The 24,712-nt window shown below is 19.4% G+C and carries 22 protein-coding genes and 1 other RNA gene; 8 read left to right on the top strand and 15 right to left on the bottom strand.

From position 1 onward, the window contains the following. The first annotated feature begins 9 nt into the window (after positions 1 to 9). Complete coding sequence (gene thrB / locus D9V81_RS00715; protein WP_158349407.1) at positions 10 to 942, top strand: homoserine kinase; 933 nt, start codon at positions 10 to 12, stop codon at positions 940 to 942. Positions 943 to 947: 5 nt separating this feature from the next. Beyond that, complete coding sequence (gene thrC / locus D9V81_RS00710; protein ID WP_158349406.1) at positions 948 to 2,234, top strand: threonine synthase; 1,287 nt, start codon at positions 948 to 950, stop codon at positions 2,232 to 2,234. 57 nt (positions 2,235 to 2,291) lie between these two features. Here thrC and ychF read toward each other — a convergent pair whose 3' ends face one another. Then, positions 2,292 to 3,362, bottom strand: a complete 1,071-nt coding sequence (gene ychF, locus D9V81_RS00705) for a redox-regulated ATPase YchF (RefSeq protein WP_158349721.1) — start codon at positions 3,360 to 3,362, stop codon at positions 2,292 to 2,294. Positions 3,363 to 3,445: 83 nt separating this feature from the next. On the opposite strand from ychF, the gene rnt reads away from it, so the two are divergent. Continuing rightward, positions 3,446 to 4,075 (top strand): ribonuclease T, encoded by a 630-nt coding sequence (gene rnt / locus D9V81_RS00700; protein WP_158349405.1) that lies wholly within the window; start codon positions 3,446 to 3,448, stop codon positions 4,073 to 4,075. Positions 4,076 to 4,097: 22 nt separating this feature from the next. Here rnt and grxD read toward each other — a convergent pair whose 3' ends face one another. Further along, positions 4,098 to 4,412, bottom strand: a complete 315-nt coding sequence (grxD, locus tag D9V81_RS00695; protein ID WP_158349404.1) for a Grx4 family monothiol glutaredoxin — start codon at positions 4,410 to 4,412, stop codon at positions 4,098 to 4,100. A 92-nt stretch (positions 4,413 to 4,504) separates the two neighbouring features. Here grxD and ssrA point away from each other — a divergent pair. Next, positions 4,505 to 4,869, top strand: a transfer-messenger RNA (tmRNA) gene (ssrA, locus tag D9V81_RS00690). Positions 4,870 to 4,968: 99 nt separating this feature from the next. On the opposite strand, the gene nadK is transcribed toward ssrA, so the two are convergent. Beyond that, on the bottom strand, positions 4,969 to 5,844 hold the full coding sequence (gene nadK / locus D9V81_RS00685) for an NAD(+) kinase (protein ID WP_158349403.1): 876 nt from the start codon (positions 5,842 to 5,844) through the stop codon (positions 4,969 to 4,971). A gap of 114 nt (positions 5,845 to 5,958) precedes the next feature. Here nadK and grpE point away from each other — a divergent pair, with 114 nt between their 5' ends. Beyond that, positions 5,959 to 6,282: a nucleotide exchange factor GrpE gene (grpE, locus tag D9V81_RS00680; RefSeq protein ID WP_158349402.1), complete on the top strand. Its 324-nt coding sequence runs from the start codon at positions 5,959 to 5,961 to the stop codon at positions 6,280 to 6,282. Positions 6,283 to 6,514: 232 nt separating this feature from the next. Further along, positions 6,515 to 7,105: a redoxin domain-containing protein gene (locus D9V81_RS00675; protein ID WP_158349401.1), complete on the top strand. Its 591-nt coding sequence runs from the start codon at positions 6,515 to 6,517 to the stop codon at positions 7,103 to 7,105. A 76-nt stretch (positions 7,106 to 7,181) separates the two neighbouring features. On the opposite strand, the gene D9V81_RS00670 is transcribed toward D9V81_RS00675, so the two are convergent. After that, positions 7,182 to 7,898, bottom strand: a complete 717-nt coding sequence (locus D9V81_RS00670) for a DUF2076 domain-containing protein (protein WP_158349400.1) — start codon at positions 7,896 to 7,898, stop codon at positions 7,182 to 7,184. Between the two features lie 133 nt (positions 7,899 to 8,031). Here D9V81_RS00670 and gyrA point away from each other — a divergent pair, with 133 nt between their 5' ends. Continuing rightward, entirely contained in the window at positions 8,032 to 10,557 is a 2,526-nt protein-coding gene (gyrA, locus tag D9V81_RS00665) for a DNA topoisomerase (ATP-hydrolyzing) subunit A (protein ID WP_158349399.1), read from the top strand. A gap of 24 nt (positions 10,558 to 10,581) precedes the next feature. On the opposite strand, the gene pta is transcribed toward gyrA, so the two are convergent. The 4 genes from pta to prfA all read right to left on the bottom strand — a co-directional run bounded on the left by pta (position 10,582) and on the right by prfA (position 15,933). Beyond that, positions 10,582 to 12,669, bottom strand: a complete 2,088-nt coding sequence (gene pta / locus D9V81_RS00660; protein WP_158349398.1) for a phosphate acetyltransferase — start codon at positions 12,667 to 12,669, stop codon at positions 10,582 to 10,584. Between the two features lie 73 nt (positions 12,670 to 12,742). After that, positions 12,743 to 13,948 carry an acetate kinase gene (locus D9V81_RS00655; protein WP_158349397.1) on the bottom strand — a complete coding sequence of 402 codons (1,206 nt, stop codon included), beginning with the start codon at positions 13,946 to 13,948 and terminating at the stop codon, positions 12,743 to 12,745. A gap of 74 nt (positions 13,949 to 14,022) precedes the next feature. Further along, positions 14,023 to 14,850: a peptide chain release factor N(5)-glutamine methyltransferase gene (gene prmC / locus D9V81_RS00650; protein WP_158349396.1), complete on the bottom strand. Its 828-nt coding sequence runs from the start codon at positions 14,848 to 14,850 to the stop codon at positions 14,023 to 14,025. A 6-nt stretch (positions 14,851 to 14,856) separates the two neighbouring features. Next, complete coding sequence (prfA, locus tag D9V81_RS00645) at positions 14,857 to 15,933, bottom strand: peptide chain release factor 1 (RefSeq protein ID WP_158349395.1); 1,077 nt, start codon at positions 15,931 to 15,933, stop codon at positions 14,857 to 14,859. Positions 15,934 to 16,114: 181 nt separating this feature from the next. Between prfA and D9V81_RS00640 the strand changes: the two genes are divergently transcribed. After that, positions 16,115 to 17,092, top strand: coding sequence for a ribose-phosphate pyrophosphokinase (locus D9V81_RS00640; RefSeq protein WP_158349394.1), 978 nt, complete (start codon positions 16,115 to 16,117; stop codon positions 17,090 to 17,092). A gap of 15 nt (positions 17,093 to 17,107) precedes the next feature. Here the strand turns inward: D9V81_RS00640 and folC are convergent, their stop codons facing one another. From folC to nuoI, 7 genes are all read right to left on the bottom strand, one after another. Further along, the gene (gene folC / locus D9V81_RS00635) at positions 17,108 to 18,379 is read right to left on the bottom strand and encodes a bifunctional tetrahydrofolate synthase/dihydrofolate synthase (protein ID WP_158349393.1); all 1,272 of its coding nucleotides are present in this window, start codon (positions 18,377 to 18,379) and stop codon (positions 17,108 to 17,110) included. A gap of 58 nt (positions 18,380 to 18,437) precedes the next feature. Next, positions 18,438 to 19,886, bottom strand: a complete 1,449-nt coding sequence (locus D9V81_RS00630) for a proton-conducting transporter membrane subunit (protein ID WP_158349392.1) — start codon at positions 19,884 to 19,886, stop codon at positions 18,438 to 18,440. 37 nt (positions 19,887 to 19,923) lie between these two features. Further along, positions 19,924 to 21,402 carry a NuoM family protein gene (locus D9V81_RS00625; protein ID WP_158349391.1) on the bottom strand — a complete coding sequence of 493 codons (1,479 nt, stop codon included), beginning with the start codon at positions 21,400 to 21,402 and terminating at the stop codon, positions 19,924 to 19,926. Between the two features lie 109 nt (positions 21,403 to 21,511). After that, positions 21,512 to 23,350, bottom strand: a complete 1,839-nt coding sequence (locus D9V81_RS00620) for an NADH-quinone oxidoreductase subunit L (RefSeq protein ID WP_187306091.1) — start codon at positions 23,348 to 23,350, stop codon at positions 21,512 to 21,514. A gap of 2 nt (positions 23,351 to 23,352) precedes the next feature. Further along, complete coding sequence (gene nuoK / locus D9V81_RS00615; protein WP_158349389.1) at positions 23,353 to 23,655, bottom strand: NADH-quinone oxidoreductase subunit NuoK; 303 nt, start codon at positions 23,653 to 23,655, stop codon at positions 23,353 to 23,355. 31 nt (positions 23,656 to 23,686) lie between these two features. Then, the gene (locus D9V81_RS00610) at positions 23,687 to 24,169 is read right to left on the bottom strand and encodes an NADH-quinone oxidoreductase subunit J (protein ID WP_158349388.1); all 483 of its coding nucleotides are present in this window, start codon (positions 24,167 to 24,169) and stop codon (positions 23,687 to 23,689) included. 10 nt (positions 24,170 to 24,179) lie between these two features. Then, positions 24,180 to 24,707 carry an NADH-quinone oxidoreductase subunit NuoI gene (gene nuoI, locus D9V81_RS00605; protein ID WP_158349387.1) on the bottom strand — a complete coding sequence of 176 codons (528 nt, stop codon included), beginning with the start codon at positions 24,705 to 24,707 and terminating at the stop codon, positions 24,180 to 24,182. Between the last annotated feature and the right edge of the window lie 5 nt (positions 24,708 to 24,712).

Raw genomic sequence — 24,712 nt, 5'->3', positions numbered from 1 at the left:
AAATTAAATATGATAAAAATTTATGCACCTGCTTCTATTGGTAATATTAATGTTGGTTTTGATTTATTAGGTGCAGCAATTTCACCAAAAAATGGAAAATTATTAGGTGATACTGTTACTATTAAATCAAATAATACTTTTAATTTAAATAATACAGGAAAATTTGCATTCCAATTACCAAAAAATATTAAAAAAAATATTGTTTGGAAATGTTGGAATCATTTTTGTAAAATTATTGGAAAAAAAATATTAATCTCTATTACTTTAGAAAAAAATATGCCAATTGGATCAGGTTTAGGATCTAGTGCTTGTTCTATTGTTGCAACATTAGTTGCTATTAATAAATTTTGTAATAAACCATTGAATTCACGACAATTATTATATTTAATGGGTGTAATAGAAGGTGAAATATCTGGAGACCCTCATTATGATAATGTAGCTCCATGTTATTATGGAGGTTTACAACTTATTATTAATGAAAACAATTATATCAGTCAATCAATTCCCTTTTTTAAAGATTGGATATGGATTGTTGCATGGCCAGGTATTAAGATATCTACATCATCAGCTAGATCAATTTTACCTTTAAAATATGATAAAAAAATATGTATTGAACATAGTCGATTATTAGCAGGTTTTATACATGCTTCATATACTCAACAATCAAAATTAGCTTTAAAATTAATGAAAGATATTATAGCAGAACCATATAGAATGCAATTAATTCCAAATTATTTAAAAATAAAAAAACAAGTATTAAATCTTGGAGCTATAAATTTTGGAATATCTGGATCAGGTCCAACAATTTTTGTAATTTGTAATAATGAAATTATTGCTAAAAATATATCAAAATGGTTATCAAAAAATTATTTAAAAAATAATCAAGGATTTGTTCATATTTGTGAATTAGATACAAAAGGTACTAGAATTATAGGAGAATAATTGATATGAAATTATATAATTTAAAAAATTATTGCGAACAAGTAGATTTTTTAAAAGCTGTAAAAATGGGATTAGGAAAAAAACAAGGATTATTTTTTCCAATCGATTTACCTATAATACCAAAAAATCAATTAGAAGAAATTATTGAAATGGATTTTTTAACGCGTAGTATTAAAATTCTTTCTATGTTTATAGGAAATGAAATTAAAATTAATGATTTAACAAAATACGTACATAATGCTTTCTCTTTTTCTAAACCTAGAATTATTCCAGTAACAAAAAATATATCTTGTTTAGAATTATTTCACGGACCAACATTAGCATTTAAAGATTTTGGAGCTAGATTTATGGCTCAAATAATATCACATTTAAATAAAAATAATGATATTACTACTACAATACTTACTGCAACTTCAGGAGATACTGGAGCAGCTGTAGCACATGCTTTTTATAAAATCAAAAATGTTAAAGTAATAATATTATATCCTAAAGGAAAAATAAGTAAACTACAAGAATCATTATTTTGTACTCTTGGTGAAAATATTACAACAATAGCTATTAATGGAAGTTTTGATGAATGTCAAGAATTAGTAAAAAAAGCTTTTAATGATGAAAAATTAAAAAAAAAAACAGGTTTAAATTCAGCTAATTCAATTAATATTAGTCGATTATTAGCTCAAGTATGTTATTTTTTTGAAGCTTACGCTTTACTTTCAAAAGAAAATCGTAAAAAATTAATTATTTCTGTTCCATGTGGAAATTTTGGAAATTTAACCGCAGGATTGTTAGCTAAATCTATGGGTTTACCAATTCAATCATTTATTGCAGCTACTAATATTAATAATACTGTACCAAGATTTTTAAAATCCAGAAAATGGAAACCTTATAATTGTATTTCTACTATTTCTAATGCCATGGATATTAGTAGACCAAATAATTGGCCAAGAGTAGAAGAATTATTTTCAAGAAAAAAATGGAATCTTAATACATTAGGATTTGGAAGTGTATCAGACCAAATTACTACTGAAACTTTATTAAAATTAAAAAATATAGGATATATTTCTGAACCACATGCAGCAGTGGCATTTCAATTATTAGAAAAAAAAGTAAAAGAAGACGAATTTGGACTATTTTTAGGAACAGCACATCCATCAAAATTTAAAGATGTTGTTGAAAATGTATTAGATATTAAAATAAAACTACCAAAAAAACTCAAAAAACCATCTAAATTACCTATATTATCACATTATATGAAACCAAATTTTGAAAAATTAAAAACATTTTTAAAATAATAAATATATTATTTATTACTTAGAGGAGAAAATGATATTTTCTTCTCTAATAAAAAATTATACTTTAAATAAAAATTCAATAATATCACCATCTTGTATTATATAATTTTTACCTTCAATACGAATTTTACCAAATTTTTTTAACTCATGTTCATTTTTAAATTTAATAAAATCAACATAACTAATTATTTTAGATCGAATAAATCCTCTTTGAAAATCTGTATGTATTTTTTTAGCAGCTTGAATACTTGTTGTACCTATAGGTATAGTCCATGATCGTATTTCTTTTTTTCCAACTGTAAAAAAATTTTGCAATTTTAAAATTTTATATCCTGTTTGAATAATATCATTAATTTTAGATTTATCATTTTTTACTAAATTTAAATAATTATTATTTTCTAATTTTAAATATTCATTTTGCATTTCTTCTAATATTTTTATTGTAATAAAAATATTATTTCTTTTATTCATATAATTTAATAATTTATCAAAATAAGATTCTTGTTTACTATCTTCAGAAATATTAAATATATATATTACAGGTTTTAATGTAATTAAATTAATATCATATATAATTTTTAATTCTATATTACTTAAATTCAAATCTCGTAACATATTACCATTTTGTAAAAAATGTATACAATTTTCTAAAATAATAATTTTATCATTATGTACTTTTTTTTTTTTTAATTTTAATATTTCTTTTTGACATAATTGTAAATCTGATATTATTAATTCCATATTAATTATTTCAATATCATATATTGGATTTACATTATTATGTACATGAATAATACTATCATTATTAAAACATCTAACTACATGAATAATTAAATTAGTTCTTCTAATATTATCTAAAAATTGATTACCTAATCCTAATCCTTTTGAAGCTCCTTTTACTAATCCAGCGATATCTACAAATTCCATAAATGTAGTTGTAATTTTATTTGGATTAACAATACTTGAAATGACATTTAATCTATCATCAAATACTGGAGCAATACCAAAATTAGATTTAATAGTACAAAATGGAAAATTTTTTGCTGGAATGTTAGAATTAGTTAAAATATTAAATAAAGTTGATTTACCTACATTAGGTAAACCAATTATTCCACAATGAAAACCCATATTATACTCCAAAAAAATATATTAATAATAATTATTTATTTCAAATAAAATATAATTTAAATTCATAAATTAAAAATAATAAAATGAAAGCTCAATATAATAATTTAAATAAAAGATTTAGAAATTTTTATCCTGTAGTAATAGATATTGAAACTACTGGATTTAATCATAAAATTCATGCTTTAGTTGAAATAGCAGTGGTTACATTAAAAATGGATACAAATGGTTGGTTAAAAAAAGCAAAAACAATACATTTTCATATTAAACCATTTCCAGGATCGTTAATTGAAACATCCTCTTTTTTATTTAATAAAATTGATCCATTTAATCCTTTAAGACAAGCTGTACATGAAAAAGAAGCTTTAAATTGTATATTTGATATCATATATCAAGAAATGAAAAATAATAATTGCAAAAAAAGTATTATTGTAGCTCATAATGCAAATTTTGATTATAATTTTCTCATGGAAGCTATAAAAAGATGTAATATTATTAATCATCCTTTTCATCCATTTGTCACTTTTGATACAGCAACATTAAGTGGATTAGCTTTAGGACAAACTGTTTTAGCAAAAGCATGTAAAGCTATTGGATTATCATTTGATAATCAACAAGCACATTCTGCTTTATATGATACTTTACAAACAGCAAATTTATTTTGTACATTAATTAATAAATGGAAAAAATTAGGAGGATGGCCTCCTAAAAAATAAAAATTTAAAAAATTAAAAAAAATTATTTAATTGCATCATTTAAAATTTTTTTTAATTCTCCATTCTCTAACATTTGTATAATAATATCACATCCACCAATTAATTTACCTTTAACCCATAATTGAGGAAATGTTGGCCAATTGGCATATTTAGGTAATGTAAAACGAATTTTTTCATTTTCTAAAACATCAACATATGAAAATCGTACCTTACAATGAGATAATGCTTCTACTGCACGAGCAGAATAACCACAACTTGGAGAATCAGGAATACCTTTCATATATAATAAAATTGGATTATCTTTAATTTGTTTTTTTATTATTTCTAAACAATTCATATGTATCCTTATTATTTAATATATTTATATAAAAAAAATATTTTACAAGTATTATTATATAATATAATATATATTTTATAAATATTAAATTTGGGGCTGATATTGGATTCGACAAAATTTTTGAAAACTATTAGTTCATGCCGAGGTTCGGTTGCCTCGATAAAAACCGAAAATTTAATAAATGCAAAACAAGAACAATACGCTTTAGCAGCTTAATAAACTATTAAAGTCCTTTTTTTATTCTTATTTATTCTTTTAAAAGAATAAAATATTTAAAGGTTAAAAAAAAGAAATCCAATATAGGAATTTCTCATATCTTATATGGAAAAAAAATTGAGATAGGTATTTAAAAAAGTATTGTCTTTTATACTAAAATACTAAAAAAAATAAAAGAATAAGCATGTAATACTATAGTTGTAAATATTTTGGACGCGGGTTCGAATCCCGCCAGCTCCAAAAAATTTTTTATATAAAATATATTATTTAAAATAATAAAATATTTTAAAAATTATTAAAAAAAAATAAAAATGTATTTAATAATAAATATCATTTAAAATTAAAAAAAATTTTTTGACCAATTTAATTTTTTTCTTAATACATTTAAATAATGATAATTATTAGGATGAATAAAATTTACAAAATATTTACTTTTATAAATATAAATTTTTTTTTCATTAAAAATAGATAATTTTACTTGACCATCACAACTAATTTTTAATTTATTTTCTAAATTAAATAATTTTAATTTAATAATATCATTATTGCTAATAACAATTGGACGAGCAGATAATGTATGAGGTAACATAGGAACTATAACAATTGATTTTGAAGATAATGATAAAATTGGACCACCAGCAGAAAGCGCATATCCAGTAGAACCAGTCGGAGTAGAAATAATTATTCCATCAGATCTTTGATAAAATGCAAATTTTTTACTAATATAAACTTCAAATTCTATCATTTTTGATATCTTTTCTGGATGTAAAACTATTTCATTAATAGCAAAACTTTTTTTTTTTATTTTTTTATCAAAAATATTTACTTCTAATAAAAATCTTTTTTCTATATAATAAAAACCAGATAAAATTTCTGATAATTTTACAATCATATCATCAGGATTTAAATCTGCTAAAAATCCTAAATTACCACAATTAATACCAATAATTTTAATTGGATAAGAAAATAATTTTTTTAAAACACATAACATATTTCCATCTCCACCAATTACAATACCTAATTCACATTTTTCTCCAATTTGTATTAATGTTGCAATATTTGGATTTTTTAAATTAAGAAATTTAGAAATACTTTTTTCAATAACAACATTATATCCTTTTTTTATTAACCAATCATATAAAATTTTATGATTTAAAAATAAATTTAAATCACGAGGATATCCTAAAATTGCAATTGACTTAAATTTTATTGTCATTATTTGAATATTCCTTAAATAAAAAACAAAAAATAATAATATATTATTGAATAAACTATAAAAATATTTATAATAAAATTATCAATATTAATATTAATAACATTATAAAATAACATGTTGAATAAAATAAATATAGAAGAAATTAATAAATTAAAAAAAAAATTAAATCATCTGATTAAAAAAAAAAAAGAAAAAAAATTAAGAATACAAGCCAATATTGAGAATATTAAAAAAAAATCTGAAGAAACGATAAAAAAAATTAAATATGATAACTTAAATAATTTTTTAAAAGAATTATCTAACATAATAAATCAATTTGATAAAATATTTGAAATACCAAAAATAAAATTATTAAAAGAAGATTCCATTATAAAAGGAATAAAATTAATTCAAAAATCTCTTTCTAATACTTTTCAAAAGTTTAATATTAAAAAATAAATTTTTAATAAATTGAAATAATAATATTAATTAAAAATAAAAAAAATAAAAAATAAAATTCATTATTTATAATATTTAAAAAAAATAATATATTAATTGTAATTAATATATTTATTATAAAATATTTAATATTTTTTTCTTTATTAAAAAATAATTATAATTAAACATTATATAATTAATAATATAAAATTAAATTATAATATAAAAAATAATTCATTAATAAGGAAAAAAAATGAATTTAGTTTCTCAATATGCACCAAATTTTATTGCTCCAGCTATTTTAAAAGATGGATCTATTATTGATGAATTTAATTTTAAAGAAAACATAAAAAATAAAATAGCAATTTTATTTTTTTGGCCAATGGATTTTACATTTGTTTGTCCAACAGAAATTATTTCATTTAATAAATTATATAATGAATTTAAAAATAAAAATACAGAAATTATTGGTGTATCTCGTGATTCAGTTTTTGTACATCAAGCATGGCAAAATATTGAAATTAAAAAAGGTGGAATAGGAAAATTAAAGTATACTTTAATATCAGATATTAAAGGAGAAATTCAAGAATCCTATGATATTGCTCATCCTACATTAGGAATTTCTTTAAGAGCATCTTTTTTAATTGATACTAAAGGTATTGTTAGACATCAAGTAGTAAATGATTTACCATTCGGAAGAAATATTAAAGATATGTTAAGAATGATAGATGCAATACATTTTTATGAAAAACATGGAGAAGTATGTCCAGCAAATTGGACAAAGGGAAAAAAAACTATGCATCCATCAAAAGATGGTTTAATAAAATATTATCATAATAATTAAAAAAAATAAAACCAGCAAAATATTAAAGCTGGTTTTATTAAAAAATATAAAAAATTAAAAATAATAACACAATATATTAAAAATTATCATTAAAATCATTTGTATCATCAATATCATCTATATTTAAATCTTGAGAATTATCATCATGAACATTATTATCTACATTAAAATCATCTGATGTATCAGGATTTAAAAAATTATTATGAATAGAATTATCAATATGATCTTTAGTATCTATATGATCTGAATTATTTTCATGATTTGATATATCATGTTCTTTATCATGATTTTGAAAAAAATCTGTTATCATATTTCCAGCAACCATACCTCCTGCTACACCGACTGCTGTTTGTAAAGCATTACCAAGAAAACTAGATATACCACCGCCACTAGTATTACTTCCAGAATAATTATTTTTATTATTTAAATAATTAGTATCTAAAATATTAGATTCAAATTTTTTATAAGTATCATATTTATTATTATATAATGAATTATTTTGAATAGGCATATCTAAAATTTTATTTTTTAAATGATCAGATAAAAAACTAGAAGATTGTGAAAAAGAATTATTTGTTTGATTTTCTATTTTTTTTATTTTATCATTTAATTCCTGAATAATTATTTCTTGTACTAAAATTGTTTGTACCATATAATAAACTGCATTATTTTGATTATTTAATAAAAAATTAATTAATTTTTCCGCTTCAATATCTTTATTAGGTGTTTGTAATTCTACATTTTTTATTTTCTTAAATAAATCAATAATTAATTTTTTTTCTGTTTCTTTCATATAAATCCTATTTTAAAAGATATTTTTAAATATTATAAAAAAATAAAAATATTATTTTAATACCTTTATATTATTTTAATATAATATATTTTTATATTAAATACAGTTATATTACTTTATGAGAAATAAATATATGAATAAATTTTTAAAAAATATTCATCAAATTGATATTGAAAAAGAATTAAAATCTTCTTATCTTGATTATGCAATGTCAGTAATCGTAGGAAGAGCATTACCTGATGTAAGAGATGGATTAAAACCGGTACATAGAAGAATATTATTTGCTATGAAAATTTTAGGAAATGATTGGAATAAACCTTATAAAAAATCTGCTCGAGTTGTAGGTGATGTAATTGGAAAATATCATCCTCATGGAGATTCAGCAGTATATGAAGCAATAGTCAGAATGGCTCAATCATTTTCTTTGCGATATGTATTAATTGAAGGACAAGGAAACTTTGGATCAATAGATGGTGATTCAGCAGCAGCTATGCGTTATACAGAAATAAGAATGTCAAAAATAGCACATGAATTATTAGATGATTTAGATAAAAATACTGTAAAATTTTTACCAAATTATGATGAAACAGAAAAAATTCCTGAGGTATTACCAACAAAAATACCAAATTTATTAATTAATGGTTCTTCTGGTATTGCAGTTGGAATGGCTACAAATATTCCACCACATAATTTAAATGAAGTAATTAATGCTTGCCTTGCATATATTAATAATAAAAATATATCATTAAAAGAACTAATGAATTATATACCAGGACCAGATTTTCCTACTTCTGGAATTATTAGTGGATATCAGGGAATCGAAAATGCATATCGTACTGGTAAAGGAAAAATTTATATTCGTGCTAGACATAAAATAGAAAAAAATATTAAAAATAAACGTGAAACTATTATAATATATGAATTACCATATCAAGTTAATAAATCTATATTAATTACAAAAATTTCAGAATTAGTAAAAGAAAAAAAAATCGAAGGAATCCATGCTTTAAGAGATGAATCAGATAAAGATGGCATGAGAATCGTTATTGAAATTAAAAAAGATGTAATTAAAGAAATATTATTAAATCAATTATATGTATTAACACAAATGCAAATATCTTTTGGTATAAATATGGTAGCATTATATTATGGACAACCAAAAGTAATGTCATTAAAAAATATTTTAAAATGTTTTTTATTACATAGAGAAAATATTATTACAAAAAGAAGCATATTTGAATTAAAGAAAACAAAAAAAAAAGTACATATATTACAAGGACTAGCTATTGCATTAAATAACATAAATAAAATTATTGAAATTATTAAAAATTCTGTTCAACCAAAATTTGCAAAAGAAAAATTATTATCTGAAAAATGGAAACTTAATTCTCAATTATATAATAATTTAAAAATAAAAAATAAAACATTACAAAAAGATAAAAAACCTTATATAGAATATCAATTTACTGAAAAACAAGTACAATCAATTCTTGATTTAAAATTACAAAAATTAACTACATTAGAAAATGAAAAAATTTTTAATGAATATAAAAAATTATTAAAACATATTCAATTATTATCAAAAATTTTAAATAATCATAATTATATGTTAAAAATTATTAAAGATGAATTAATAATTATACAAAATAAATTTGGAGATAAAAGAAAAACAGAAATTATAGAACATAATACTGAAGTTGAAATAGAAGATATGATTACTAAAGAAGATGTAATTGTAACTTTATCATATTCAGGATATGTAAAATATCAACCATTATCAGATTACGAAACACAACATCGAGGCGGTAAAGGTAAATCTGCTGCTAAAACTAAAAAAGAAGATTATATACAAACTTTATTAATAACAAATACTCATGATACTATATTATGTTTTTCAAATAGAGGTACTCTATATAGAATTAAAGTATATCAATTACCAGAATCTAGTAGACATGCCAGAGGTAAACCCATTATTAATTTAATTCCATTAAATAAAAAAGAACGTATTACAGCAATTATAAATTTAAATAAAACAAAAAATAATAAAAATATTTTTATGTTAACAGCTAATGGTGTTGTTAAAAAAACTGCATTAAATGTTTTTAAAAAACCAAGATCTACAGGAATTATAGCTATTCATTTAAAAAATAAAGATGAATTAATTGGAGCTGAAATTACAAATGGTAAAAATAACATTATGTTATTTAGTAAAAAAGGAAAAGTTGTACATTTTTCAGAAAAAGAAGTAAGAAAAATGGGACGAACAGCATATGGTATTCGGGGTATTAATATTAATAAAGATGATCAAGCGGTATCATTACTTGTACCTCAAAAACATGGTACAATTTTAACAGTTACAGAACATGGTTATGGAAAAAGAACCAAAATTGAAAATTTTCCTATTAAATCACGAGCAACTAAAGGAGTAAGATCAATTAAAATTACAAAAAAAAATGGAGGAGTGATTAGTGCAATACAAGTTTCTGAAAATGATCAAATTATGATGATTACTAATGCAGGAACATTAGTTAGAACAAATGTATCAGAAATTAGAATATTAAGACGAAATACTCAAGGAGTAATTTTAATCCGAACAACAAAAAATGAAAAAGTAGTAGCATTACAAAAAATTTCTCACAATAAATTTAATACACCCTAATTCATAAAAATAAAAAATATAAAATTAACTAATATTTGATTGAATAATTGTAACAAGAATAGTATATACAATATCATCAATCGTTGCTCCTCGAGATAAATCATTAACTGGTCTATTTAAACCTTGTAAAATAGGACCAATAGAATATGCATTTGCAGATTGTTGAACAGCTTTATAAGTAATATTTCCAGAATTTAAATCAGGAAAAATAAAAATATTTGCGTTTCCTTTTAAAGGAGATAATGGGGCTTTAATATTTGAAATTACTATATTACTTGCTGCATCATATTGAATAGGACCATCAATAATAAAATTTGGTTTTATTTTTTTGACTAAATTAGTAGCATGTTTAACTTTTTCAACTGTATCACCAGACCCGGAACACCCGGTCGAATAAGAAAGCATAGCTATTTTAGGTTTTATATTAAATAACATAGATAAATTAGCAGTTTCAATGGCAATATTAGCTAATTGATGTATATTAGGATTAATATTTACAGCACAATCACTATATATTAAAACTCGATCTTTTAATAACATAAAAAAAGAAGATGATACTAAAGAGTTAAAATATTTTTTTTCAGTATCTTTTATCCCAATTATTTGTATAGCAGTACGTAAAACATCAGCAGTAGTATATTTAATACCACAAACCATTCCATCTACTTGACCATAACGTAATAATAATGATCCTAAAATCATATTATCTTGAACAAGATGTTTAGCTGATTTTAAATTCATTCCTTTGTGAGATCTTAATAAAAATAATTTCTCAATATAATCTTGATAAATATCTGTTGGATTAATAATCGTAATATTTTTTGAAATATTTATTTTATTATTTTTAGCAATATTATATATAATATTAGAATTTCCTAATAATGTACAATGTGCAATATTTAAATTTGATATTATATTTGCAGCATGTATAATACGCTCTTCATTTCCTTCAGGTAACAAAATATTACAATTAATATTTCTTGCTTTTTCTATTAAATTTTTTTTAAATAAAATAGAAGAATAATGAGTATGAATAATTTTATTTTTAAATGAATTATCTAAAAAAATAATTTTATTAATATATTTACTAATATAATTAGTAATATATTTAATTAATATTTGATCATTTTTTAAAGAATTAATATTAAAATTTTTAATAATATTCATTACTTTTCTAAATATTAAAATAGTGTAAAAAAATGGAATATGAATATTATATTTTTTCTTTATTTTTTTTAAAATGCATATGTTATATTTATTACAATTTGTAAATATAATAGAATGAAAAATATTATTATTTAATATAAATTTTACAAATTTATCATATTTTTGAATAAAAATATTTGAAGAAAATAATATAGAAAAATTATTTATATAAATAAAATTATTTAATAATTGTTTTTTATATAAAATAAATGATTTTATTAAATGTATATTATATTCTTGTTTTATCTTATTTATTATTTTAATAGATTTAAATATTTCATGTATTGGAAAAAATATTAATTTTTTATTCCATGGAATATTTATTAAATTAATTTTATTTTTATAAAATATATATTTATCAAAATATTCTTTTTTAAAAATAATATTATTATATAACTTGCAATTAGAATTACAAAAATTATTAATAATACCTAAAATATTATTAAATATATTATTTTTTTTATAAAATTCAATTTGTTGAATAAAATGAGAAATATTATTATTAGAATTATAAAATAATAATTCAACATTAATTTTATTAGAAAATATTATATTTAAATTATGAATATAATAATTATTATTATTATTTTTTTTACCTTCAATAAGAATAATATCATATTTTTTTTTATATGAATAATATAATTCTAAATTATCTTTAATAATTTTTTTAATATATATTTTTTTTGATAAAAATTTTTCTTTTTCATGTAAAATAGGTTGAATAGAAGAAATAGAAAAATATTTTTTTAAAATATAAGTAGTATTATAAATATTATGAGAAGAATCAGGAAAAGGTTTAAAAAAAATAATTTTCTTCTTAGGATAAAATAATTTTACTAAACTTAAAATAACAGATGTTAGTCCAAAACTATTTCCTAATGGAATTACCATAATAGTTCTTGTCACAAAAAAATTCCTAAAAATAATTGTTAATAATATAATTATATTATAATTAATTATTATTTATAAATAATTAAAATTATAAAAATAATTTTTTTGTTTCTTTTGCAATTACTAATTCTTCATCAGTTGAAATAACTAATATTGGAATAGTATTATTTTTATTAATAAAAAAATAATCTTGTGAATGTTTTTGATAATTTAAAATATTATTAATTTCTACACCTATTAATTTTAATTTTGATAAGGTTAATTCACGAACTAAAGCAGAATTTTCACCAATTCCACCTGTAAATATAATAGCATCTAATTTTCCATTTAAAGTAGAAGTATATGCACTAATATATTTAGATAATCTATAACAAAAAACATTTACAGCTCGATATGATTCAATATTAGAATAATATGTTTTTTCAATATCTCGAAAATCACTAGTAATACCATTTGTTAAACCTAAAATACCAGATTGATTAATTAAAATTTTTTGAATTTCATTTATATCTTTTCCTAAAATATTATGCATAAAAAATATTATTGAAGGATCTATATCACCACTTCTAGTTCCCATAACTAAACCCTCTAATGGTGTTAAACCCATAGATGTATCTACACAAATACCATTTCGAATAGCACTAATTGATGAACCTCCACCTAAATGACAAGTAATAACATTTAAATTATTTAATTTAATATTTAAAATTTTAGATGTTCTTTTAGAAATATAATAATGACTAATTCCATGTGCTCCATAACGTCTAATACGATACTTTTTATAAAATTTATAAGGTATTGCGTATAAATATGCAAATTCTGGAATATTATGATAAAAAGAGGTATCAAAAACAGCAACATTATTTTTTCTTAATTTTGGAAAATATTTAATGGCAGCATCAATTCCTAATAAATTAATTGGATTATGTAAAGGAGCAAAAATACTATTTTTTTTAATTTCTTTTATTACAATATCATTAATAATAATTGGTTTAATAAATTTTTCTCCACCATGAACAACACGATGTCCTATATATTTAATTTTTGAAATTAAATTATTTTTATTATTAATAATAATTTTTATAATAAATTTTAAAGATTTGATATGAGAAATATAATCTCCAATAAGTATTTTTTTTTTTATTTTATTCTCAAACCAAATGATATAAGAATTAGATAAATATAAACGATCAACTAATCCAAATAAATATTTTTTAGAATTTTTAGGATCTAAAATTGAAAATTTTAAAGATGAACTACCACAATTTAATACTAAAACCAAATTATTTAACATAAAATATACCTAACTTTCAATTTAAAAAAAATAAAAAATTAATTAAATATTAAATTTATATAATATATTATAAATTAATATTTTTTTTGACCTAATGTTATTCTATTATAACCTAAATAATCTTTATAAGATCTAATATTATAAAAATTATTTTTTTTAAATATTTTTTGAACAATATTTTTTTGATTCCATCCATGTTCTATTAATAACCATCCATATACAAATAAATATTTTTGAGAATGATGAATAATATATTCAATTTCTGATATACCATTTTTTTTTGCAAATAAAGAATTATAAGGTTCAAAAAATAATTCTTGTGAAATATAAAATTTTTCATTTTTACATAAATAAGGTGGATTACTAACAATTAAATTAAATTTTTCTTTAATACAAGAAAACCAATTACTATAAAAAAAATAAGCATTTTTTATATTTAATTTTTTTGCATTTTTTTTTGCAATTTTAATTGCTTGATGATTATTATCAATACCAAAAACTTTACATGTTAACATTTCAAATGCTATAGATAAAGATATAGCTCCGCATCCTGTACCTAAATCTAAAATAAAATCTTTTTTATTTAATAAATTTAAGGCATGATAAACTAAAATTTCTGTTTCTGGTCTTGGAATTAAAGTATATTTTGAAACAAAAAATGATAAAGACCAAAATTCTTTTTTATTAATTATATAAGCAATTGGTTCACCATTTAATCGACGAAATAATAATTTCTTAAATAATACCACTTGTTTATTTGTTAATTCAAAATTATTAAAAATATTAATCCAAGTTCTTGTTTTTTTTATAACATAACTCAATAATAATTCTGCATCTAATCGAGGAGTATCATAATTATATAATATTTTTACTGCATAATCTATTAAAGAATAAATCTTCATAATTATTTATTTTACAATTTGTAATAATAATTTTGTATTATATTCTTGCATTATTGGAGTAATTAAAATATCTAAATTACCATTTAAAATGTCATTTAAGCAATATAAACTTAAATTAATACGATGATCAGTTACTCTATTTTTTGGAAAATTATATGTTCTATTTCGATCTGAACGATCTCCTGTTCCTAATAAATTTTTTCGAATAAGAGAATTTTTTTGATTTTGTTTTTTAATTTTATTAGCATGAATTCTAGAATATAAAATAGACATTGCTTTAGATTTATTTTTATGTTGCGAACGTTCATCTTGACATTCTACTACTGTTCCTGTAGGAATATGAGTAATTCGAATTGCAGAATCAGTAGTATTAACATGTTGTCCCCCAGCTCCAGAAGAACGAAAAGTATCAATTTTTAAATCAGAATTATTAATTACAGTTTTTATTGATGATTGTACTTCTGGAATTACAGCTACAGTACAAGTTGAAGTATGAATTCTACCTTGAGATTCTGTTTGGGGTATACGTTGAACACGATGCCCACCAGATTCAAACTTTAATTTACTACATGATCCTAATCCAGTAATTTTTAAAATAATTTCTTTAAATCCACCTTTTTCTCCTTCATGACTACTTATTATTTCTGTATCCCAATTATTATATTCTGCATATTTACCATACATTCTAAATAAATCACCAGCAAATATTGCCGCTTCATCACCTCCTGTTGCAGCTCTAATTTCAATAAAACAACTCTTTATATTATTAAAATCATCCGGTAAAAGCATTGTTTTAATTTTATTTTTTAAAGTAATTTTTTCAAGATTTAATATTTTTAATTCATCTTGTGCTATTTCAAACATATCAGGATCATTTAATAAAATTTTTGTTGATTTTATTTCTTTTTTTATTTTTTTCCATTTTAAAAATATAGAAATTAAATTAAATAATTTTAAATGTTCTTTTGAATATTTTTTTAATTTTTTTTGATTAGAAATTATTTTTTTAGAAGATAATAATTTTTCAAGTCTAGTTAATTTAATTTGTAATTTTTCTAATTTATCTATAATAGATTTTTTCAAATTTATTATTCCTATATTAATTAAATTATTTAAATAATATTTATAAAAATTTAATTTTCTATTATAATTTTATTATCTTTTAATATAAATACATATATTATAAATTAATATTATTTTATAATAATAAATATAATTATAAAAATAAAGATATATTCTTTAAAAAATCATATATGAGATTTTTATGTTAAATATGAAAATATTTTCTGGTAATTCTATTCCAATATTATCAAAATTAATTGCAAATAAACTATATAGTAATCTTGGAAATGCAACAGTAAATCGTTTTAGTGATGGAGAAATTAGTGTAAAAATTAATGAAAATGTTCGAGGATATGACATATTTATAATTCAATCTACATGTTATCCTACTAATGATAATATTATTGAATTAGCAGTAATTATAGATGCTTTAAGACGGGCATCAGCTGGAAGAATCACAGCAGTAATTCCTTATTTTGGATATGCTAGACAAGACCGAAGAGTTAGATCAACAAGAGTACCAATAACAGCAAAAATAGTTGCAGATTTTTTATCTAATGTAGGAATTGATCGTATTTTAACAGTAGATTTACATGCAGAACAAATACAAGGTTTTTTTGATGTACCAGTAGATAATGTATTTGGAAGTTTTGTTTTATTAGAAGACATGTTAAAATTAAATTTAAAAGATCCAATTATTGTATCACCTGATATAGGGGGGGTAATCAGAGCACGAGCTATTGCTAAATTATTACATGATTCTGATATGGCAATAATAGATAAACGAAGACCAAGAAAAAATATTGCTCAAGTTATGAATATTATTGGAGATGTTGAAAATAGAAACTGTATCTTAGTAGATGATATGATTGATACAGGAGGCACTTTATGTAAAGCTGCACAGGCATTAAAAAACCATGGAGCAAAAAAAGTATTTGCTTATGCAACACATCCTGTTTTTTCTGGAAATATTTTAAAAAATATTCAAAAAAAATATATTGATGAAATAATTGTATGTGATACTATTCCATTATCAAAAGAAATACAAAAACAAAAAAAAGTAAGAACATTAACATTATCAACAATGTTGGCAGAAGCAATTAGAAGAATTAGTCATGAAGAATCAATTTCAGCAATGTTTGAATATAAAAAATATACAAATTTTAATTTAAAAAAATAAAATACTAAATAAATATTACAAATTTAAGGTACGCATTGCTGTTATTGCTTCAGAAACAGTAAAAAATGAACCAAATATTAAAATAATATCATTTTTTTGAACTTTTTGAATTAATTGATATAATGCTTTTTTTACACTAATGCAATAAATAGCATTTTTTGGTAAATGTTTTTTTAAATCATTTATTGTAGCTGTTTGATGAGTATTTAAAATAGTATAATACCAATAATCAATAATATTAATTAAACTAGAAATAGTACCCTTAATATCTTTCTTAGATAACATACCAATTAAAGCATATAATTTAATATTACCTTTAATATAAAGTAATTTTTTTAACCTCTGTGATAAATAAAAAGTTGCATCTGAATTATGTGCAACATCAACTATAATAATAGGTTTTTTATAAATAATCTGAAATCTACCCATTAAAAAAACTGTATTAATAGATTTTAAAATAACATTTTTATCAATTTTAAAAGAAGAAACTCTTAATGCTGCTATTGCAATGGCAGCACTTAAAAAAGAAACTTTAGGAATAGGAATATTATTTAATATTCCATATTGATCATAAAAATTCCAATAATTTTTCAATTCATACCAATTCCATTCATAATTTTTTCGATATAAAATCACTTTAAAAATATATGCCATTTTATAAATTGAATTAGGAATATTATCATCTCCAATAATAACTTTTATACCTTTACGAAATATTCCTGATTTTTCATATCCTATATCATCTCTACTATTTCCTAAAATAGATGTATGATCTAAACCAATATTCGTAATAATAGCTATATTTGGATTAATAATATTTGTTGCATCTAATCTACCACCTAAACCTACTTCTAAAATAATAACATTTAAATTTCTTTCTTTAAATAATAATAATGCAGAAAGAGTAATAAATTCAAAATATGTTAATTGATTATTTTTTCTAGCTAACTCTACTTTTAAAAATGCATTAATATGCATAAAAGATTTTTTTATATATTTTCCATTTATCCGTATTCTTTCATAATAATTAAATAAATGAGGTGAAGTATATAATCCTACTGTATAACCAGAATTTAAAAAACATCTTTCCAAAATAGCACATGTACTACCTTTACCATTTGTTCCAGATACTGTAATAACAAAAGAAGATAATTTTAATATATTTAATTTTTTTGCAACTTTTATAATATTAAACATAGAAAAATTATATTTTTTTTTACAATTTTTTTTAATATATTTTAACCATTTTATTAATAATATATCTTCATTAAAAAAATATTTTTTCATAAAATATATCTATTATTAATTATTAATATATTAAAATATTATATGTAATAATAAATAATTATATTTTTATTTTAAAAAAATCAAAAATAATTTTTGGATAAATTCCAATAAATAATATTATTATACTAATTAAAAAAATAAATATTTGAATTACTGTATATGATTTTTTATTTGAAATATTCTTTGATAAATTATTTCTATATAAATTTAATATAATTTTTAAATAATAATATATAGAAAATCCAGAATTAATTAAAATAGCATATAATATCATCCATAATTTTGCATATAAAATAATAAAAAAAATACAAAATTTAGAAATAAAACCAAATGTAAATGGAATAGATAAAAAAGAAAAAATAATAATAAAAACAGAAATATGAAAAATAATTTTTTTCCATAAAACAAAATTATAAACAAATAAATTATTTAAATTAAAATTTGTATTATGATCTAGTAATAATAATAAACTTAATAAACTAAATATTCCAATATTACTTATAGTATAATTTATTAAATAAATTAATGCGATACTATTATTAAAATGATAATTATTTATTGAAAATAAGGTAATTAAAATATAACCCATATGTACAATAGAAGAATAACCAAATAATTTTTTTATATTATTTTGAAATACTGTCATAAAACTACCAAAAATAATAGAAGATATAGAAATTAATTCTATTATTAAATATAATACCTTAGATTTTTCATAAGGAATATACATAAAAATTTTCATTAATACTGAAAAAGTTGCAACTTTTATCACTGTAGTAGAATACATTAATAAAAATGGAGATATATTTTTATAAATATCAGAAATCCAAAAATGAAATGGAAATAATGATAATTTAAAAAATAATGATATCAATAATAATCCTAAACCAATCAATAAAATTTTATTATTTTGTATATCATTAATTAAAAAAGAAATTTTAATATTATTTAAATTTAAATTACCACATATCAAATATATTAATGAAATTCCTAAAAATGAAAATATAGTAACAATACTAGATAATATTAAATATTTTAATATTATTCTAATATTTGTATGTTTTTTTAAAGAATATAACATTAAACCTAAAATAGGAAATGACATTAATTCTATTCCAAATAATATAATAAATATATGATTTGCTTCTATTACAGTAATAGCTCCAATAATAGAAGATAAAATTAATAAATAAAATTCTTCTTGATAAAAAAAATATTTTTGTAAATAAAAATAATTAATGAAAATTGTAAAAATACTAGAAAAAATAATAATATATAAATATATAATAGAATAAAAATTAATACATAGTAATGTCGAAAAATAAATAGGAATATATTTATAAATAAAAAAAAAAGATAATAAAATAAATATTAAACTAAAAAATGATATATAAAAAGAAAATAAATGATTCCTTTTGAAAATAATAGATAAAATAATACAAATAATAGATGTTATTAAAATAAGAAATGGAATTAAAATCATTACTTTAGGATTTAATATAAACATATTTAATAACCTTATAAAAATTGTAAAATAATCTATTTTATGACATCAAAAATAATATATTATGTAAGATGATATTAGGAAAAAAACCAAAAAATAATAATAATAAAGATAAAATAAATATAATTGAAAATTCAAGATAATTAATTTGTTTATTATTATTAATATATTCTTTTTTTAAAGATCCATAAAAAATATTATGCATCATATGTAATGAATAAATTACTGAAAATAATAAACTAAAAATTAATATACATGCAATATAAGGTTTATTTATAAAAATTCCATTTAATAAAATTATTTCTCCAACAAAATTTATTGTTCCTGGAAAATTTAAATTCGAAAATAAAAAAAATAAAAAAAAACTAGGAATCCAATTAATACAAGAATATAAACCACTAATCTCAGTAATATTTTTAATATTAGTAATACGATATAATTGACTAAATAAAATAAATAATGCAGATGTAGTAATAGAACCAAAAATCATTTGAATAATTGATCCTGAATATGAAAAAATATTATTACAATATATTGCTACTAAAATAAAACCCATATGAGATATAGAACTATAAGCAATAATTTTTTTTATATTTTTTTCTATAAATGCCATCCAAGAACTATAAAAAATCGTTAATATTCCTAAAAAAATCGCAATATAAGAAAAATTATAAGAAGAATTTTTAAATAAATTTATATTAAATCTTAATAATCCATAAGCAGAAACTTTAATTAACATACCTAATAAATCTACAGAACTATCAATTGGAGCATGATTATGTGCATTAAGTAACCAACTATGAAATGGAACAATAGGTAATTTTACTGCAAACGCAATAAAAAAACCTAACATAATAATATATTCTAATGATATAGGAATAAAACAATGAAGTAAATTATTGTAATCAAATGTCCAAACATTTGTTTGATTATAATAAATAAATGAAAGTAATATAATTGAAAATAACATTATCATACTAGATAATTGTGTATAAATTAAAAATTGATTAGCAGTATATATTCTTTCTTTTTTTTTATATCTTTGATTACCCCAAAAAATTATTAAAAAATACATTGGAAATAACATAATTTCCCAAAAACAAAAAAATAAAAATAAATCAATAGATATAAAAACACCAATTGTTCCAAATAAAATAATTAATAAATTTAAATAAAATAAACCTTCATTTTTCTTTTTTTGATTAAAAGAACATAAAATAGAAATAAAACCTAAAAAAATTGATAATGTTATCATCATTAATGATAATTTATCTATAGCTATATGAAATGATATTCCTAATTGAGGTATCCATGGAAATATAAATTCTTCATTCCAGTGATCATGATATAATATAGTATTATTAAAATAACAAATTTTTAACCAAAAAAATAAAGATAAAAAAATCATTGATATAATAGAAAATAATGCAATAAATTTACAAAATTTAAAATATTTAAATTCAAAAAATAAACAACAAAACGCACCTAATAAAGGAATAATAAGAAATAAAATTAACATATTATAAATCCCATAAATTTATTATTAAATGTAATATGTAATTTAATATTAAAAATAATGAATAAAAATTTATAATAATTTATCATAAGAATATTAATAAATGTTTATATTAATAAAAATTAATCATCATTATTAAAATAAATACACTAAAAATTATTATAAAAATTTGTAAATTAATTAAACTATTTTCAGTATATAAAAAAAATAAATTAATTTTTTTTATTAAAAATAATAAAAAGATATTAATTTTTTTAAATAATTTTAAAGATAAAAAATCTGCTATTTTTAAATATAAATTAATAAATATTAAATTGTAAAAATAAAAAAAACCAAAACCATCATTTACTATTTTTATTGGAAAATATACAATTTTTAATAAATTAATTTTTGATAATAAATCAGTATTTAAAATATTTAAATAATATGATATAAATATTCCTAAAAAAACTAATATACTTGAAATTATTTCTAAATATAATTTAATATAATTTTGATTAATTATAATCTTAGGAAATATATTAGATATATCAGGAATAATATAAATACCAATAATAGTAGACAATAAAGATAATATACTTAATGGAATATATTGTAAAAAATTTAAAGAGGAATATAAAATATTCTTATTAGATTTACTATGAAATACTATAAAAATAAGACGAAAAATATATAATGTTGTTAATAATATTGATAATATTGCAATCATAAAAAATAATATATTATGACTTTGATATATATAAAATAAAATACTATCTTTACTATAAAATCCTGCAGTTAAAATTGGAAACCCTGATAATGAAAAACCACCAATTAAAAAACAAAAATATAAAAAAGGAAATTTTTTATATAATTGATTACCCATATAAAAAATATTTTTTTCATTATTACAATTAACAATTAATATACCAGCAGATAAAAATAATAAAGCTTTAAAAAAAGCATGTATTGTTAAATGAATAATCGCACTATTCCACGCACCTATACTTAAAGCTATAAATATATATCCAATTTGACCAATTGTAGAATATGCTAAAATTTGTTTTATATCCGTTTTAATTAAAGCTAAAAAACTAGACAATATTAAAGTAATACTTCCTATAATACCTATCATATATAAAATATTTGGCGTTAAAGTAAATAAGTTATAATTTCGAGTAATTAAATAAACTCCTGCAGTAACCATAGTAGCAGCATGAATTAATGCAGAAACTGGAGTTGGACCAACCATTGCTTCAGGTAACCAAATATGTAAAGGTATTTGTGCAGATTTTCCAATAACACCAAATAATAATAAAATATTAATTATATTTAATAAAAATGTATATTTAATAATATGAATTTTAATTAAAAATTGAATATCATAAAAATTTAAAGTATGATAATGAATATATAATAATATTATTCCTGCTATAAGAAATAAATCGCCAATTTTAGTAAAAATAAAAGCTTTAAAAGCTGATATATTAACATCAGATTTTGAAAAATAAAAATTAATTAATAAATATGAACAAATACTAATTCCTTCCCATCCTAAATACATTAAAACAAAATTATTAGATAATACTAAAATTATCATACTTCCTACAAATAAATTAATTAATGCAAAAAAACTTGCATTATCGAATTTATTTTTCATATACCAAATAGAAAATAAACAAACTAAACATGAAATAATTGTAATCATATTTAAAAATAAAAACGTTAAATTATCTAATAAAAAACAAATATTAATATTAAAATCCTGGAAATTCCACCAATTCCATAATATTATTTCTATAATATCATTATGATGATATAAAAAAAGTATTCTTAATAAAATAACTACTATAGTAGACAAAAATATTGAACTAATACCAAATAAAATAGTTAATTTATATGATAAAATATTTTTAAAAAAAAATAAAAAAATAAAACTAATTATTGGAAATAATACTATCAAATAAATCATGTTCATTCAACAATCTCACTTAATTTATTAATATTTAAGGTATATACTTTTTTAAAATGTTGTATTAATAATGCTAAGCTAATACTAGCTTCTATTGCTGATAAAGTTATTATAAAAATATACATTATTTGTCCATCTATATGATTCCAATAATCACTAATAAAAACAAATAATAAAGAAATAGAATTTATCATAATTTCTAAACCAATAAGAATAAATAATAAATTTTTATTAAAAAGAATAGCGCTTAAACCTAATAAAAATAATAATATAGATAAAAAAAAACAATTTAATAAAGAAATCATATATTATGTACCTAAATAATAAATTAAAAAATTATTTTTTATTTTTTGTAATTAAAAATACTATTAAAACAATAGATAATAATAAAATTGAAATTAATTCAATAATAAAAAGATAAGGTTTAAATAAATTTATTCCTAAAATATGTAATGTATCTGTAATATGAACAATATATTTTATTTTTAAAATAAAAAATATTTTATATAATACACAAAAAAATAAAGAAATTAAAAATGATAAATATAAATAATTAAATTTCATATTATGAATTCCATTTTTTACTACATCATAATTTAATAACATAATAACAAAAATAAATAATACTAAAATAGCTCCAGAATAAATAATAATTTGTAATGAACCTATAAAATAATTACCTAATAAAAAAAATATAAAAGAAGTAGTTAATACTGACATAGAAAAATAAAATAATGAATACATTAAATTACTTTGTATAATAGTTAAAAATGTAAAAAGTATTGTTAAAAAAGAAAAAAAATAAAAAATTAAATACATTATATTAATCCTAAGGTAATAAATCTTTTACGTTAATTGGTATATTATACATATATTTTTTTTTTATTGATACACCACAATGATCATAAAAATTATATTTATGATCTTTTCCAGTTCCAGATATAGTTAAATATTTTTTTTTATATAATAAATTTTTTCTATCAAAATCGCTTAATTCAAAATCTGGTATTAATTGTATTGCAGAAGTTGGACAAGCTTCTTCACATAAACCACAAAATATACAACGCGAAAAATTAATTTTAAAAAATTTAGAAAACCAACGACCATATTTATCTTGTGATTTTTGTAAAGAAATACAACTTACTGGACATACAACTGAGCATAAATTACATGCTACACAACGATCTTTTCCATTTGGATCTTTTGTTAATACTACTCGACCTCGATATCTTGGAGATAAATATATTGGATTTTCTGGATATAATCTAGTTTCTCTCATATCAAACATATGTTTAAAAGTAATAAAAATACTTCTAATTTGAGTAAAAAAATCAAAAATAATACTTTTAATATTCATAAATT

This window comes from Buchnera aphidicola (Therioaphis trifolii), from assembly GCF_005080705.1.
Taxonomy (GTDB): Bacteria; Pseudomonadota; Gammaproteobacteria; order Enterobacterales; family Enterobacteriaceae; genus Buchnera_L; species Buchnera_L aphidicola_X.
The sequence above is the reverse complement of the archived record's forward strand: the minus strand, read 5'-3'. Positions and strand labels throughout refer to the sequence as shown.